The following is a 15,917-nucleotide window of genomic DNA, read 5'->3' on the forward strand; positions in this document are numbered from 1 at the left end:
ACGTCCGCACACCTCCCATCTCGACTCGATCGACGATCGAATCTGCGCGCATGCGACGTTCGCCCCACTCGGCATGTAAGGACGTTCGGCGCGCGCTGACAAGAGTGGCGACGGATGCGAGCTCGATCCAGCGGTCCCGCCGGACGGTGATTAGCTCCCGATTAATCGTATCGCGGCGCCGACGGTGTCGTGGGGGAGACGGGCCGCCTTGCGGGTTCCCCAGGCGGAAAACGAATCGTCGAGGCTCGCCCACGCGTCCGGTTGGAACGCCTCGGTCTCGACCAGGCCTCGATCTCGACCAGGCCGCGGTCGAGCGTCGTCGCGATGCGGGCCCGGTTGAGGGTGCCGCGCGTGTCGATGAACACCAGATCCTGAGGACGGTCGCCGAACACCGGATCCCTCTGCTCCCGCATGCGCGCGAGCGCTTCGCCGTCGTCGGGCCAGTGCGCGTCGGGCCAGTGCGTCTTCGGCACCGCCGCCCACTTCAAGGCCGAGCCCACGCGTCACCACCAGGGCCCCGGGCGAAGGTGAACTCGCCGGCCCGGTCCGGCCGCGTGGCGAGCCGGACGTGCCGCTTGGCGGGATCGCGCCGGGCAAGAAGTGGGCGGACCATCCAGGTCTGCAGGTGGAGTGCGGCCGGCCCGCGGGTCAGCGCAGCGCCAGCACCGCGCCGAACGGCGCCGGAGCACCGGCATGGGCGGGGGGCACCGCCCAGATCACCGGGGCGCGCGGCCGCATGCGGGCCGGGCCGTCGAGATCGGTCAGCACCACGATGATGTCGGGCGCGTGCCGGTCGGCCTCCTCCAGGAGCGGCGTGAAGTCGGTGCCGCCGGCGCCCTCGAAGACGACGTCGCGGAGATCCGAGCGGCCGGGCTCGCGATGCGCGACTTGGCGGACCCGGTCGTCGCCGATGATCAAGACGAGGCCGGCCTCCTGGCGGCGGGATATGGCGTCGATCTCGTCGGCGAAGCGTCCCATCAGGGCGTCGTCGATCGAGCCGGAGACGTCGACCACGACGGCGAGGCGCGGCACCCGCCGGGCCGTCGTGGTGCCCGGCTCCCACGGCATTCGGCGCCCACCGGCGCGGCTCTGGTTGGCGAGATAGGAGCGCGACGGCCGCGACCACGAGAGATCCGGCTTTCTCGCCAGCCCTCGCGCCAGACGGGTGCGCAGAACCTGCTCCCACGGCGTGTGGGAGCGCGGCAGATCGGCGATCAGGGCGCGCAGCATCGAGAAGGCGCCGTCGCCGGCGTGGCCTCGCACGAGGCGCTCGCTCCACTGTCGCATGGCCTCGGCCTCCGCCTCGGGCGCGCCGAGGGCTGCCGGGTCGGGCCGCAGATCGGCGAGCCCGTCGCGGCCGAGCACGCGGGCCGCGGCGGCGCACGGGCCGTCCTCGCGGGCGCCGAACTGCGACACCGGGTCGCCCGGAGCCGGTCGCCCGCCCGATCCGCCGGTGCGCGCCGCCCTGCCGCGATCGCCGCGTCGCTTGGAGCGCGCCTGTGCCTCCGGGTCGGGCCGCCGCCGATCGTCGATCGCCCGGTAGAGCCGCTCGACGTCCCAGGCGAGCAGTGCCGCCTCGACATCGAGCTTCTCGCCGAGCGCACGGTCGAGCAGACGATCGAGCGTCACGGCGCCGGGCGGCAGCTCCAGCCAGGCGAGATGATCGAGCGTGCTGTTGACGATCGCGTCGGCGCAGATCGTGAACAGCTCGAGATCGACGTCGCCGACGAGTCGCTGCAGATCGACGAAACGCTGCGGATGGCGGAGCGCGATGTGCAGCACCTCGTGGGCGACCAGCCCGGTCTGCCGGGCGAGCGGCAGGCTCGCGAAGGCGGCGCCGTAGAAAACCGCATCACCATCGGTGTGGACGACGGGCGCCGGGCTGTCGGGCGGCAGGTCGTGATGCCGGACCCACAGCGCGAGACCACCGGTCGACGGCGCGAACTCCACCATGCGCTGGATCGCGCGGGTGCCGCGATGCGCGTAGAGGGCCGGCGCCCCGGACACAGAGGTATCGGTCGGGGCCGCGCCCTTCGGGTCCGCCGTCATCGGCCCGTGCCGTCGCGGCGCCGCTCGTCCTCGCGCCGCGCGTCGTAACGGCGGTAGGCCTCGCTCGCCAGGATCGCGCCCTCGGTGCCGTCGGCGAGCGCCTTCTGCATCAAGAGCTCCATGGCGAGCGTCTGCGCCTCGCGGATCGGCAGCGGCACCGACCCGCGGATGTCGGGAAGCTGCTCGACGATGGCAACCGCGCGGCCCATCGCGACGACATCGGTCGCTGCGGCCAAGAGGCCGTAGATCAGCCCGTAGAGCCCGTCGAGCGTCTTCGGCAGCAGCGCCGCCGTCTCGGCGCCCGGCGCGGCGGCGAGCAGGCGGACGACGTCGGCGCCGGCCGAAATCTCGCGCAGCACACCGAAGAACTCGGCCGCGTTGGCGGCGCCGATGCGCCCCTGCACGAACAGCCGCCGGCCCGCCTCGGAGAGGCCGGACTTCAGCACGTTGGAGATGTCCTCCCAGCCGCGTGGGCTGGCGCCGACCAGATGGTCGGCGGCGAGCTGCGCCTGGGTGTCGTCGAGCTTGTCGGGACGGACCTTGAGATAGGCCATCACCTCGGGGGCGAAACGGTGCTCGATCGCATAGGCCAGGAAGGCGTCGATGGCGGTCTGGATGTTGAAATGGAACATGCGGTCGGCGAGCGCCGTGCCCATGTCGTGGCTCACCGCCCCGTGGAAGCTCGCATTGCCGGCGGCGACGACGAGCCAGCCGTCCGGCAGGCGGTAGTTGCCGACGCGACGGTCGAGGATCAGCGAGTAGGCCGAGATCTGGAGCCGCTGGTCGGCCGCGGTCAGCTCGTCGAGGAACAGGATGCCGTCCGGCTGGTCGGCGCCGGGCAGGAACTCGGGCGGGAACCACACGGTCTTCTCGAGCGTGTCGTCGGCGAAGATCGCGCCGCGGATGTCGACCGGCTCGATCGTCGTGAGCCGCAGGTCGACCAGCGGCACGCCGAAATGCGCCGCGACCTGGCGGACGATCGACGACTTGCCGACGCCGCGCGTGCCCCACAGCATCGAGGCGCGCCGCCGCAGCACCGGATCGGCATACTGCTCGGTCAGCGCCGCCTTGGCGGCGGCGATCGAGACCGGCGGGAGGTTCATCGGATTTCCGTGCATCGCACCGAACCGCCCGCTCAGCCGCGCGACATGTCGGACGCGGCCGGCGCGCCGGGGACGTCCGTCGGCCGCCATGTCGCCGTCGCGGAGATGCGCGGGAGCGGCGGAATCTCGATGCGCGGGATCTCGCGCAAGCAGAAGAAGACGACGAGCATCAAGGGCGGGGCGTGGAACATGACCACCCACAGGCCGGAGTTCTGATCGAGGTCGAGCTTCGAGACGAACAGCGAGCCGACCAGCAGGACGAGGCTGACGAGCAGCGGCACGGCGCGGCGCAGCACCACGCCCCAGCGGGCGCGATAGAGCCGCGCATGGAAGCGACTGGGCGGCTCGGCGAGCGTGCGGGCGAGATGGTCGGCGCTCGTCGTCAGTGCCGCCTCGGCGGCACGGCTCCGTCCCGGCTCGCGACCGTGCGGCTTCAGCGTGCCGACCCATTTCGTGCCGTAGCGTCGCAGCGTCGACCAGTCGGTGCCGAGCACGGCGAGCAGATCCTCGGTGAGATCGAGCCGGCTGCCGTCGACGGTGGTGATCTCGAGGTCGGCGAGATAGCGGCGCAGCGCCGGCATCTTCAGCGTCAAGACCACGTCACCGAGCCGGGCGACGCCACCGGTGAGCACCAGCGCGTCCGACCCGCCACCGGACGAATCGAGGCGCCAGCTCGTCGCGATCACCCAGCCGGGTCCGGTGCGAATGTGGCGTTCCGGCGCAACCGCGGCGAGCCGGTCGAGCAGCGCGTCGAGATCGCGGCCCTCGGCTTCCAGCCGCGCCGTGACGCCGGCCGGATCGTCGAGCACCCGGGTGAGACGCCACGGCGCCGCCTCGCCGGCCTCCGGCGCGGGCGCGTCGAGCACGACGGTGATGCGGCCGGCGGCGACGTTCGCGAACGGCGCGACACCGTCGGCCCTGTCCGCCACGGCATCGCCTGCGACGGGCTCGCCCGCATCGGTCGAGTGCGGGTCGGCCGCCGGGGGGTGCGGCGCGAACACCAGGCGGCGCCTCTGGCGATCGCTCGCCGCCGGGTCGAGCCGCAGGCCGCGCCGCGTGAACGGCGCGACGAGGCGCAGGATCTCGTGATGGGTCATCGGTGTCATGCGCGCACCATCGTCCCGACCGGCATCGTCCCGACCGGCATCGTGCCGACCGGTATCGCTCCGACCGACCTCGTCGCGGGCGACATCGTCCCGATCCGCCCTCCGCCGCCCCCTGCGCGGAACGCGCGACGGCCCGGGGCGGATACGCGGCCGGCCGATCGTCGGATCACGCCGTGGCCGAAATGCGAGCCTCCGGAGCCGTGCCGAACCGCGCGTCGTCGCACCGGCCGTCACCCGGGCGAAAAGCGCACCATGCCGGTGAGGGCGGCGAGCAGGTCGAGCCCGTGCGGCCATGGGCCGAAGCCGGCTTCGGCGTTGATGTGCCCGGCCTCGCCGAGATCGGCCGGCACGGCGCTCCAGGTCCGGATCCAGTGCTCGGCGCGGGAGAAGCGCATCACCGGATCGTTGTGGCTGACCACCACCAGGGCCGGCACACCGAGCGGCCCGTCGGGCACGCGCTCCTCCGCCTCGAAGCGGCTCGGCTCGGCCGGGGCGACCAGCATGAGGCCGGCGACCTGCGGATGGCGGTCACCGGCGACGCAGGCCGCCGCCAACGCGCCGAGCGAGTGGCCGATCAGCACGGCCGGGCGCCGGCGCTCGCCGAGCAGGCGCAGGATCGCGGCGATCCACAGCTCGATGTCGGGGTCGTCCCACCGCTTCTGGGCGATGCGCTGGAAGATCGGAAGGCCGTCCTGCCAGAGGCTCTGCCAATGATCCGGACCCGAATCCTTGAATCCCGGCACGAGCACGAGATCGAGGCGACTCGCGGCCTGCACGAGAATGTCCCGGGTGCCTCCCGAGAGGAACGCGATCATCTCCGAAGGCCTTGATCCGTCGGGCGGACGCCCGCCCGGACAATAGGCGGGCCGGACGACTGCTTCAATACGACCGCGACGCCGGGCCGCTGCGCAGAAGACGGGGGAGCCGGTGCAGCGTCCAGGTGACGGCGAGCAGGTCGGCGCTGCCGCCCGGACTGAGATTCTTCGCGATGAAGGCGTCGTCCAGCGCCTCCATGCGGGCGACGAAACCGGGCGCTTCGACGCCGCCGGCCCGTTCGACACGCGCCGCCTCGGCGCGGGCGAAGCGCAATCCCGCGATGCCGCCGCGGGCCGCCAGGTTGGTGTCGGCGTTGCGGGCGAGAAGATGCAGGAAGGCGGCGGCGAGCGCCGTGTCCGCGTCATGGCCGGCAGCGAGCGCGCGCTGGAGCGCCGGCAGGGCGCCGTGCCGCACCGTCGCGAAGCCCGATTCCGCCTCGCCGCGTGCCCCGGTCAGGCCGTGCGCCTGAAACAGCCGCTCGCCGGCGGTGCGCGGCTCGCCGGGCCGCCGCAGCTCGCGGGCGACGATGCCCGTGGCGATCCGGGCGACCTCGTCGCAGACCGCGTCGGCATCGATGGACGGTCCTGCCGAAGGTGCGCCGGCGACCCACAGCCGGCCGACCGCCGTGAGCAGCAGCCCGAACGCAAAGATGCTGCCCTTGTGGGTGTTGACGCCGCCGGTGGCGCGAAACATCGCGCGCTCGCAGGCGAGCCCGGCGGGGCGTGCCAGCGCCAGCACGGCATCGGCCGGCACGGCGGCGCATTCGGCGCCGAGCATGACGAAGTCCGCGAAGCCGGGGCGCAGCGCCGCCGCCGATCGCTCGAAGGTCGCGACGTCCATGTCGCGATGCGAGCCGGTGTTGCGGCGATCGACCAGACCGGGCTTCGGCGTCAGCCACACCTCGCGCAGCAGCGCCTCGACGACGAGATCGGCGAGCGTGCCGGCGAGCCGAGCGACGTCGGCTCGCCCCCGGAGACGAACGGGCCGACCTGCAGTCTCCGGACGAGGCCCCACACTCCGCTCATGCCCGCGCAAGCGGACATCCGGGGCGTCGTGCCGTGCCGGCCCTGGATCCCCGCCGACGCGGGGACGAGCGGACGACGCGACGTAGGGAAACGGACCGCCGACCTCAGAGGGTCGGATCGCCGATGCGCGCCTGCCAGGCATCGACCCTCTCCTCCATCGCGGTCAGCAGCGCATCGAGCGGATGCGCACGCGAGCGGGCGCAGGCATGCGCCGGGGCGTCGCAGACGAGGCAGCGCCGCGGCGGCAGGCCGAGGTCGCGGCGCGACACGGCCCGGTCGCCCGGTGCGGCGACGTCGAGATCCCACAACCGGCCGAGCGGATGCAGTTCCTCCAGCTCGACCAGCGCCCGCTTGAGGGCGCGCGGATCGGCCTCGACCGCGATCAGATCTTCCGGCCCGGTCGGGCCGATCTCGGTCGCGAGCCTCGTCGCGGCAAAGCCGCGGGCGGCGAACAGCCGGTCGAGCGCGTCCCGCGCGGCAGCCGCCGCCGTGCGACTCACGGCGCAGTCCTTCACCGGACCCGGCATCACCACCGAGAGCGTGACGAGCGGGCGGTCGGGACGGACCGCGAAGGCGTCGCGACGGCGGGCGACGCGGCGCTCGCGCGCCGCGAGCATCGCCTCGATCGTCACGGCCGGTCCGGCCCGACGATCATCCGCCGCGGGAACCTTCGCGTCGCGCGTCATCCCTTCACCTGACGGACCACGTCGATCACCGAGCCGTCGCGGTAGCGGATGATGCCGACGACCTTGTCGAGGAACTCGATCGGCTGCGGCTTGCCGGTCAGCGCACAGGCGCGGCCGTAGAGATCCTCGATGGTGGTGACCGGCAAGCCGGCCGCCTTCAGGAGCTCGGCGACCTCGGGCCGGCGCGGATTGACCGCGATGCCGTGGTCGGTGACCAGCACGCCGATCGTCTCGCCCGGCGTCACCACGGTGGTGCAGCGCTCGACCACGGTCGGGATGCGGGAGCGGATCAGCGGGCCGACGACGATCGGCAGATTGGCGCCGGCCGCCGTGTCGGAGTGTCCGCCCGACGCGCCGCGCATGACGCCGTCCGAACCCGTGATCACGTTGACGTTGAAGTCGAGGTCGATCTCCAGGGCGGAGAGGATCACCATGTCGACCTGATCGACCGAGGCGGCCTTCGCGGTGAGATTGGCGTAGTAGTTGGTGGAGATCTCCAGATGCTCGGGGTTCTTGCCGAGCGAGGCCGCGGCGACCGCGTCGAAGCTCTGGGTGTCGAGGATGCGGCCGACGAGGCCCTTCTCGTGCAGATCGACGATCGAGCCGGTGATGCCGCCGAGCGCGAAGCCGGCCTTGATGCCCTTGCGGCGCATCTTCTGCTCGAGGAAGCGCGCCGTCGCGGTGGCCGAGCCGCCCGTGCCGGTCTGCATCGAGAAGCCGTCCTCGAAATAGCCGGCATGCTCCATCACGTCCGCGGCCCAGCGGGCGATCAAGAGCTCACGCGGGTTCGACGTGATGCGCGCCGCGCCGACCGAGATCTTGGCCGGGTCGCCGATCTGGTCGACCTTGACGACGAGATCGACCTGATCCTGACGGATCGAAGCCGGGGCGTTGGGATAGGCGACGATCTCCTCGGCGAGCAGGATCACGGTCCTGGCGCGCGCGGCGTCCACCATGGCGTAGCCGAGCGAGCCGCAGCGCGATTTGCCCGACACGGCGTTGGCGTTGCCGAACGGATCGGCCGTCGAGACGCCCAGGAAGGCGACGTCGATCGCGATCTCGCCGCGGTCCATCAGATGAACCCGGCCGCCGTGCGAATGGACGTTGATCGGCTCGTCCATCAGGCCGTTGGAGATCGCCTCGGCGAGCTTGCCGCGCATGCCCGACGTGAAGATGCGCCGGATCACGCCGGACTTGATGTGCTCGATCAGCGGCGTGTTGCACGACAGCAGCGACGACGGGGCCAGCGTGAGGTCGCGAAATCCCATCTCGGCGAGCTTGGCGACGACGAAGTTGATCGTCTGATCACCTTCGCGGAAGGCGTGGTGGAACGAGATGGTCATCCCGTTCTTCAGGCCGGAGGCGCGGATCGCGTCCTCGAGGGACTTCGCCAGCTTGCGGCCGTGCTTCTCCTCGCGATCGGCGAGCCACGGCGCGGCGGCGGCGACGCCGGCGAACAGCGGCACGCCGGCGGGCGCGGCGAAGCCGGCGAGACGGGTCTGGATATTGCGGGTCATGGCTTCGTCCTCGCTCACTGCCGGACGCCGGAGGCCGCGGCGCGTTGCAGCACCACGCGCGCATGCTGGATCACCGGAGCGTCGATCATCTTGCCGTTCAGCGAGACGACGCCGAGCCCTTGCTGCTCGCCCTTCTCGGCGGCGGCGACGACGCGGCGGGCGTAGTCGACCTCCTCCTGGGTCGGCGCGAAGGCGTTGTGCAGGAGCTCGATCTGGCGCGGATTGATCAACGACTTGCCGTTGAAGCCGAGCTTCCTGATCAGCTCGACCTCCTTGAGGAACCCTTCGTCGTCGTTGACGTCGGAGTAGACGACGTCGAAGGCGTCGATCTTGGCGAAGCGGGCGGCGTGCAGCACGGCGCAGCGCGCGTAGAACAGCTCGGTGCCGTCGCCGCGCTCGGTCTGCATGTCCATCACGTAGTCGAAGCCGGCGAGCGCGATGCCGACCAGCCGCTTCGAGGCGGTCGCGATGGCGACCGCGTTGACGACGCCGGACGCGCTCTCGATCGCCGCCATCAGCTTGGTCGAGCCGACCTCGCGGCCGCAGGTGCGCTCGATGCGCTCGACCTCGGCTTCGAGAGCGTGGACGTCGTCGGCCGTGTCGGTCTTGGGCAACCGCACGACGTCGACGCCGGCCCGCACCACCGCTTCCAGATCCTTCAGGCCGAACGGCGTCGACAGCGGGTTGATGCGCACCGCCGTCTCCATGGTCCGGTAGACCGGCATCCGCAGCGCGTGGAACACCAGGAGGCGCGCCGAGTCCTTCTCGCGCAGCGAGACGGCGTCCTCGAGATCGAACATGATGGTGTCCGGCTTGAAGACGAACGCCGTCGACAGCATCGCGGCGTTGGCGCCCGGCAGGAACAGCATGCTGCGGCGAAGTGTCATGACAAGGCACTCCAGTCGGCGGTCCACGCGTCGACGCCACGTGCGACCGCCGTCTGGACCCGGGCCGCGATGACGCAGTCGAGCGCGCCCTTGTCCTCGATCATCACGAGGCCTTCGTCGATGCCGAGCTTGGCCAGGCAGTCGCGCACCACCGCCTCGATCTGCGCCCCGAACTGATGAACCACCTCGCTCTGCAGCACGATGGCGAGCTCGCCCTCGCGCGGCGATATCCTGACCATCAGGTCGCTCGATTCGAGCGTCCCGGCCAGGGCCTCTCTGACGATCTTCATGCGGTGTCCTTCCGGCTTTGCGCGGCGTCGGCGACCTTCGGCGGGAGAGCACCCGCAGGGGGCCTCAGGCGGCGGAGGTTCGCGGCGCGCGATACTTGGTTTCCAGGAGCTGCAGGGTGGCGGGCGGCACCAGCCGCCGGATGTGGGCGAAGTCGCCGGCCGCGAGGAGGCGACGGACCTCGGATGCGGAGATCGGCGTCGCGTCGCATTCGGTGCGCGCGATCTCGACCATCGCGACGGGCGGCATCGGCGACACGTCGCCCATCAGCCACTCCCGCATGTCGGCGTTGTACTTGAAGGTGGTCGGGCAGAAGGGCTCGGTGCCGACGAAACGGTGCGTGATGCCGAGCGCCGGGGCGATGTGCTCGCGGAAGATCAGGAGATCGATCGCCGTGCAGCAGTTCTCGACCAGACCCTTCTCCTTGAGGAAGTAGGCCGAGAACGTGGCGCGCGACACCATGTACTCGGAGCCGTGGTGCAACGTGGTGCGCGGGATGTCGGCGATGCCGGCGGCGACGAGGGCGTAGCGATCCCGGTAGGAGATGAGCGAGACATCCTCGGCGACGACGAAGACGTGCAGCCAGTCGCAAGCCGCGGCGGCCTGCTCGACCAGATAACGATGGCCGCGGGTGAACGGATTGGCGTTCATCACGACGGCGCCGATCTTCGCACCCGGCCGGCGTAGTCGCTTCAGCCGATCACAGTAGGTGCGAATCCCGATGGGCGTGTTCTCCATCAGGGCGACGAGATCCGGCACCTCGGCGAGCAGATAGAAGCCGCAAGCGCGGAAGAAATCGACGCAGTCCGGTTTCGTGTAGAGGAACAGGTGGCTGTGGCCGCGCTCGTGAGCCAGATGGCTGATCTCGGTGAGCAGCGTCAGCCCGAGCGATTCGCCGCGAAGCCCGGGCGCGATCGCCGCACACTTCACGATATTCTTCTCGAGCCCGGCACACGCGACGAGTGCATGACCGCGCCGGAACACCACGAAGGCCTGGACGCCGACCTCGTAATCCAGACCGCAGGTCGCGAGAAAGGCCCGGATGTCCTCCCGCTCGTCCGGCTCGCGGGCCGGGTCGACCGTGTAGGACTGCAGCTCGGCGGTCATCGCATTCACTCTCGATCGAGCGGGTGGTGCCGCCGGATTGCGGCGAAACTCCGTGCTCCGCTCGGAAGAACCGGCGCGCCGCACGGGGCGACGCGCCGATTCGGGCCTCCTCAGACGATCTGCGCCAGGAAGATCAGCACCAGCGTGACAGTGATAGCACCACCGATGCGCGTGGCGATCTGCGCAAACGGCATCAGAACCATGCGGTTCGCCGCCGTGAGGATGGCGACGTCGCCGGTGCCGCCCTGGCCGGAGTGGCAGGCGTTCACGATCGCCGATTCGATCGGATACATGCCGATCCGCTTGCCGACCAGGAAGCCGGTCCCCATCAGGGTCACCACGGTCGAGATGATGATCGCCAGATGGGTGAAGTTGAAGGCGGCGACGAGCTTGTCCCAGGGGGTGATCGAGACGCCGACCGCGAACAGGAGCGGGAACGTCACCGAGACCTGGAAGAACTTGTAGACCACGCCGGCGCCGGCCTGCAGCTTGGGGGACACCAGCCGGCCGAGCTTGATCGCGACCGCGAGGAACAGCATGGCGACCGGCCCGGGCAGGCCGGTGAGCTTGTAGACCAGCATGCCGAGCAGATAGAACGTGCAGGCCGTGATCAGCGCGCCGGCGACCACGCCGGGGCCGATGGTCGAGGGATCGACCCGCTCCTCGGTCGCCGCGACGTCGTTCGCGACGCCCGGCTGGAGCTGGCCTTCGCCGGTGAGGTGCGGATAGCGCTTGCCGAGCGTGTTGAGCGCGCCGGAGAGCAGGATCGCGGTGAGGCTGCCGAGCATCACGCAGGGCAGCACGGTCGCGAACATCTCGCCCTGCGGCTGGTGCAGGATCTCCGAGTAGCCGATCGACAACGGAATGGCGCCCTCGCCGACGCCGCCGGCCATGATCGGCACGACGATGAAGAAGAAGGTCTCGTAGGCCGACTTGCCGAGCGCGACGCCGACCAGCGTGCCGACGATGCCGGCCGCGACCGAGCCGATCGCCAGCGGGATGAAGATCTTCAGGAAGCCCTTGATCAGCACCTGCCGGTCCATCGCGAAGATCGAGCCGACGATGATGCAGGCGATGAACAGGTAGAGGAACTGGGTCTGCTTGGAGAACTCGGTGGTGACCCGCACCACTTCGCCCGGCAACAGGTGATAGAAGGCCAGCGCCGAGGGGATGAAGGTGGCGAAGATCGCCGCCGCACCGACCTTGTTGAGGATCGGCATCCGCTTACCGAGCTCCCCGCAGGCGAAGCCGCCGACCGACAGCATGCCGATCGCCATCGTGATCTCGCCGGAGAGCTTTCCGAGATACGAGTAGTAGCCGATGATACCGACCAGGGCGACGAAGATCGGCAGCGGCACGACGCCGATATTGGTGTCGACGATCTTCCACCAGGTGCGCAGCCAAGTGCCGCGCGGCTTCGCCCGATCCACCGCGGCCATCTCGGGCAGCGATCCTTCCAATTGCAACGTCATGACATCCTCCAAACGACCGCGATTCTCACGGGATCGAGCTGCCCGCTCGTGCCGCTCCGACATTCTGGCGGGACCGGACACGAGGACTTCCGACGACGCCCGAACTCTCGGACGCGAGACGCTCCGCAATCGCCGTGCCACCCCGCGAAGGATTTCCAAGTCGTTAGGAAGACGTGATAATTTACGGCGACTCCGGATGTCTGCGGACCCCGTTCCGGACGGTCCGTCGGACGGTCCGGCGAAGCGATTTCCGAGAATCCGGAAATCCGCACGGTTCCGGCCGCCGGCGTAGAGGCGGGGCGACGGTGTTCGGATGAGTAGAACTCGGGATGGCGTGGCGCCTCGACGCGAGGCAGCACGTCGGAGGCGCGGTGCGCCATCTCGCCGATCAGAACGTAGCGCCTCGCGACATCCCCGGAGTTCCGCCTTGACGCTCTTCTCTCACGTCACGATCCGCGCCCGGCTGATCCTCGCCATGGCGCTCTCGCTCGTGCTGCTGGTCGCGATCGGCCTGTCCTCGCTCGATGCGCTCGCCACCGTCGACCGCGCCACCAAGGATCTCTACGCGCGCTGGCTGCCGGCCGTGCACGAGCTCTCCGAGATCAAATACGTGATGGCGAGCCACCGGCTGCGCTTCATCCGCGCCATTCTGACGCCGACGCTCGACGAGCAGGCCGTGGTGTTCGACGCGGCGGATCGGCGGCGCAGCGACGTGGCCGAGCTCAGTCGCGCCTTCTCGTCCCGGCTGTCCGATCCTGAAGAAACCCAGCGTTTCGCCGACGCGATGGCGGCCTGGGAGGTCTATCTGACGGAAGAACGCCGCATCCGCGACGGCCTCGCGAGCCGCTCGCCGAGCGACATCGCGGCGCTGGTCAACGGTCCGTCGCGGCTCGCCTTCGACGCCGTCTACGCGGCGATCAACCGCGCCATCGCGTTCTACAACAGCGGTGCCGACCGCTCCGGTGCCGACGCGGTCGCCACGTTCCGCCAGGCGATGCGGCTGAACCTGACGCTGTTCTTCTTCGCGCTGGTGCTGATGGCCGCCTTCGTCGTGATCGTCGTACGCTCGATCGGCCGGCCGATCGAGCGGATCACCGAGACGATGCGGCGACTCGCCGAGGGCGACCGCACCGTGTCGGTGGCCGGCCTCGAGGGCAGCAACGAAATCGGCCGCATGGCGGCCGCCGTCGACGTGTTCCGCAATTATCTGATCGAGCGCGACGCCGCGCGCGCGGCGCTCGAGCGCGCCTACGAGGATCTCGAAGGCAAGGTCGAGGCGCGAAGCTCCGAGCTGCGGGTCGCCAACGCCGCGCTCAAGGCCGAGGTCGACGAACGCGACAAGGCGAACCGTCAGCTCAAGTCGATGCAGGAGGAGCTGATCCGCACCGAGAATCTCGCCGTGATCGGCCAGCTCTCCGCCGGCATCGCCCACGAGCTCAACCAGCCTCTGGCGGCGCTGGCGACCCTGTCGCAGAACTCGGTGCGCTTCCTCGACCTCGGCGACGAGGCGACGGTGCGCGAGAATCTCGACCGCATCGTTCGCCTGGTCGACCGCATGGGCATCCTGACCAGCCGGCTGCGCTCGTTCGCGCGGCGCACCGGCGCCGAGCGCGAGGTGATCGATCTCGGCCGATCGGTGGAGAACGCGCTCGCCCTGCTCGGTCACCGCCACGACCGCGAGCACATGCGGATCGTGCTCGATCCGTCGGAGACGCCGGTGCTCGTCCACGCCAACGCGGTCCGGATCGAGCAGATCCTCGTCAATCTGATCTCGAACGCCTTCGACGCGACCCGGGGGACGACGGACGCCGTCGCCGTGATCGCCTGGAGGGCGGCGGGCGGATGCGCGGCTCTCACCGTGACCGACAACGGCCCCGGATTCGCGCCCGACATCCTCACCCGCATCTTCGAGCCGTTCTTCACCACCAAGTCGAAGAGCGGCGGCGGGCTCGGCCTCGGCCTCGCCATCTCGGCCGACATCGCCCGCGTCTACGGCGGCTCGCTGACCGCGGCCGATGCGCCGGACGGCGGCGCCGTGTTCACCCTGACGCTGCCGCTCGCCGACGCTTCGGGCGGGGCGGAGGCGCCCGTCGGCGAGAGTTCGTGACCTTCACGTCGGCTCGCCGTCGAGCCCGTGCTTCTTGATCTTGTCGAACAGGGTCGACTTCGCGGTCGACAGGTTCTTGGCGGCACGCAGCACGTTCCCGTGCTGGCGGCGCAGCTCCTCGGCGATCAGCGACTTCTCGAACAGGTCGACGGCCTCGGCGAGCGGCACCGGGCGGTCGTTCGCCGCGGTCGACACCTTGATGCCGAGCACGTGGCGCTCGGCGCAGTTGCGCAGCTCGCGGACGTTGCCGGGCCAGGGATGCGCCATCAGCTCGCGCACCGTCGCCTCCGTCACGGCGGGCGGCTCACGGCCGTGGCGCAGCGCCGCCTGGGTGACGAAGTGCTCGAACAGGAGCGGCACGTCCTCGCGGCGCGCGCGCAACGGCGGCAGCTCCAGCGTGACCACGTTGAGGCGGAAAAAGAGGTCGTTGCGGAACCGCCCGGCGGCGCTCTCGGCGGCGAGATCCGCCTTGGTCGCCGCGATGACGCGGAAGTCGACCGGGATCTGCTGGTTGGAACCGAGCCGCTCGATGACGCGCTCCTGCAGCACGCGCAGGAACTTGATCTGCATCGGGATCGGCATGCTCTCGATCTCGTCGAGGAACAGGGTGCCGTGCTGAGCGTGCTCGATCTTGCCGACACGCCGCTTCACGGCGCCCGAGAAGGCGCCCGCCTCGTGGCCGAAGATCTCGCTGTCGAACAGCGTCTCCGGCAGGCCGCCGCAGTTGAGCGCGACGAACGGACCGCGGCGGCCCGAGGCGTCGTGCAGGCAGCGGGCGACCAGCTCCTTGCCGGTGCCGGTCTCGCCGAGGATCAGCACGTCGGCCGACGTCGGCGCGATCTCGGACACGGTGCGGCGCAGCCCGCCGATCGCGGCGGAGCGGCCGATGATCCGGCCCTCCAGGCTGCCGAGCCCGGCGAGCTGCTTCTTCAGGCCGCGCACTTCGAGCGTGAGGGCGCGCTTCTCGAGCGCGCGCTTCACCACCTCGACCAGATGCTGCGACGTGAACGGCTTCTCGATGAAGTCGTAGGCGCCGTCGCGCATCGCCTGCACGGCGGTGGCGACGTCGGCGTGCCCGGTCACCAGGATGACGGGCAGGGCCGCGTCCTGAGCCAAGAGCTCGCGCATGAACGAAAGTCCGTCCTGGCCGGGCAGCCTGATGTCGCAGACGACGATGCCGGTGAAGCCCGGTCCGAGCAGACGCTGCGCCTTCTCGGTCGACTCGACGCCCTGGCTCCTGATGCCCTCCAGCATCAGCGCCTGGACGCAGCCGAGCCGGACGTCGGCGTCGTCTTCGATGATCAGCACCTGCGGGTCGGACACGACGGGCCTCCTGCCGAAGCGCGCTCACGGGGGAGAGGGGGTTACGCCACTTCGGGATCCGAACGCAAGCAAGACGCGGGCAAGCGGCGCGCCGGACGCCGGAGGTTTAGTTCGGAGACGACATCATCAACAATATGGCAACCTACTTAGAGCCGTTTTTCGGTTCTGATGAATCGACTCCGGTTCCACTCGCTGGAACTCCGGCCTAGCCGTCTCGGAGGACGATCTGCGAAATGGCAGACGGCGTCGCTCGCTTCGATCCGCGGCGCACATGTCCGATATGCGGCACGGCTGCGGCACATCCGCGATCCGGAGGACGAAGCCGGCGCGTTCTGAAAATGTCCCGAACGCGGCCGCAGCCTGCATCCGACGGCATGAAAGGGGCGCGTCGGCGACGCATTGCGTCGTCGGGGCGGCGACGATCGGCGATG

The 15,917-nt window shown here is 70.3% G+C and carries 14 protein-coding genes; 1 reads left to right on the top strand and 13 read right to left on the bottom strand.

All coding sequences use genetic code 11. The features are described from left to right. Window positions 1-161 precede the first annotated feature (161 nt). The 12 genes from ACFSOX_RS06755 to ACFSOX_RS06810 all read right to left on the bottom strand — a co-directional run bounded on the left by ACFSOX_RS06755 (window position 162) and on the right by ACFSOX_RS06810 (window position 12,056). On the bottom strand, window positions 162-500 hold the full coding sequence (locus ACFSOX_RS06755; RefSeq protein ID WP_378477033.1) for a hypothetical protein: 339 nt from the start codon (window positions 498-500) through the stop codon (window positions 162-164). Between the two features lie 148 nt (window positions 501-648). Beyond that, window positions 649-2,007 (bottom strand): vWA domain-containing protein, encoded by a 1,359-nt coding sequence (locus ACFSOX_RS06760; protein WP_378477034.1) that lies wholly within the window; start codon window positions 2,005-2,007, stop codon window positions 649-651. Between the two features lie 38 nt (window positions 2,008-2,045). Beyond that, window positions 2,046-3,167: an AAA family ATPase gene (locus tag ACFSOX_RS06765; RefSeq protein ID WP_378477035.1), complete on the bottom strand. Its 1,122-nt coding sequence runs from the start codon at window positions 3,165-3,167 to the stop codon at window positions 2,046-2,048. A gap of 17 nt (window positions 3,168-3,184) precedes the next feature. Further along, on the bottom strand, window positions 3,185-4,258 hold the full coding sequence (locus ACFSOX_RS06770; RefSeq protein WP_378477036.1) for a hypothetical protein: 1,074 nt from the start codon (window positions 4,256-4,258) through the stop codon (window positions 3,185-3,187). Between the two features lie 230 nt (window positions 4,259-4,488). Then, window positions 4,489-5,073 carry an RBBP9/YdeN family alpha/beta hydrolase gene (locus tag ACFSOX_RS06775; RefSeq protein WP_378477037.1) on the bottom strand — a complete coding sequence of 195 codons (585 nt, stop codon included), beginning with the start codon at window positions 5,071-5,073 and terminating at the stop codon, window positions 4,489-4,491. A gap of 64 nt (window positions 5,074-5,137) precedes the next feature. Beyond that, the gene (gene citG / locus ACFSOX_RS06780) at window positions 5,138-6,088 is read right to left on the bottom strand and encodes a triphosphoribosyl-dephospho-CoA synthase CitG (protein ID WP_378477038.1); all 951 of its coding nucleotides are present in this window, start codon (window positions 6,086-6,088) and stop codon (window positions 5,138-5,140) included. A gap of 115 nt (window positions 6,089-6,203) precedes the next feature. After that, window positions 6,204-6,785 carry a citrate lyase holo-[acyl-carrier protein] synthase gene (gene citX, locus ACFSOX_RS06785; protein WP_378477039.1) on the bottom strand — a complete coding sequence of 194 codons (582 nt, stop codon included), beginning with the start codon at window positions 6,783-6,785 and terminating at the stop codon, window positions 6,204-6,206. Further along, window positions 6,782-8,302: a citrate lyase subunit alpha gene (citF, locus tag ACFSOX_RS06790; protein ID WP_378477040.1), complete on the bottom strand. Its 1,521-nt coding sequence runs from the start codon at window positions 8,300-8,302 to the stop codon at window positions 6,782-6,784. The genes citX and citF overlap by 4 nt, the downstream gene beginning before the upstream one ends. A 14-nt stretch (window positions 8,303-8,316) precedes the next feature. Beyond that, a complete protein-coding gene (gene citE, locus ACFSOX_RS06795; RefSeq protein WP_378477041.1) occupies window positions 8,317-9,189 on the bottom strand; it encodes a citrate (pro-3S)-lyase subunit beta in 873 nt (290 codons plus the stop codon). Then, the gene (gene citD / locus ACFSOX_RS06800) at window positions 9,186-9,479 is read right to left on the bottom strand and encodes a citrate lyase acyl carrier protein (RefSeq protein WP_378477042.1); all 294 of its coding nucleotides are present in this window, start codon (window positions 9,477-9,479) and stop codon (window positions 9,186-9,188) included. The genes citE and citD overlap by 4 nt, the downstream gene beginning before the upstream one ends. A gap of 64 nt (window positions 9,480-9,543) precedes the next feature. Beyond that, window positions 9,544-10,584, bottom strand: a complete 1,041-nt coding sequence (gene citC, locus ACFSOX_RS06805) for a [citrate (pro-3S)-lyase] ligase (protein ID WP_378477043.1) — start codon at window positions 10,582-10,584, stop codon at window positions 9,544-9,546. Between the two features lie 110 nt (window positions 10,585-10,694). After that, entirely contained in the window at window positions 10,695-12,056 is a 1,362-nt protein-coding gene (locus ACFSOX_RS06810; RefSeq protein WP_378477044.1) for a 2-hydroxycarboxylate transporter family protein, read from the bottom strand. A 427-nt stretch (window positions 12,057-12,483) separates the two neighbouring features. Between ACFSOX_RS06810 and ACFSOX_RS06815 the strand changes: the two genes are divergently transcribed. Further along, window positions 12,484-14,163, top strand: a complete 1,680-nt coding sequence (locus ACFSOX_RS06815; protein ID WP_378477045.1) for an ATP-binding protein — start codon at window positions 12,484-12,486, stop codon at window positions 14,161-14,163. A 3-nt stretch (window positions 14,164-14,166) separates the two neighbouring features. On the opposite strand, the gene ACFSOX_RS06820 is transcribed toward ACFSOX_RS06815, so the two are convergent. Then, on the bottom strand, window positions 14,167-15,486 hold the full coding sequence (locus tag ACFSOX_RS06820) for a sigma-54-dependent transcriptional regulator (RefSeq protein ID WP_378477046.1): 1,320 nt from the start codon (window positions 15,484-15,486) through the stop codon (window positions 14,167-14,169). Window positions 15,487-15,917: the final 431 nt, after the last annotated feature.

This window comes from Rhodoplanes azumiensis (assembly GCF_042682915.1).
GTDB classification, from domain to species: domain Bacteria; phylum Pseudomonadota; class Alphaproteobacteria; order Rhizobiales; family Xanthobacteraceae; genus Rhodoplanes; species Rhodoplanes azumiensis.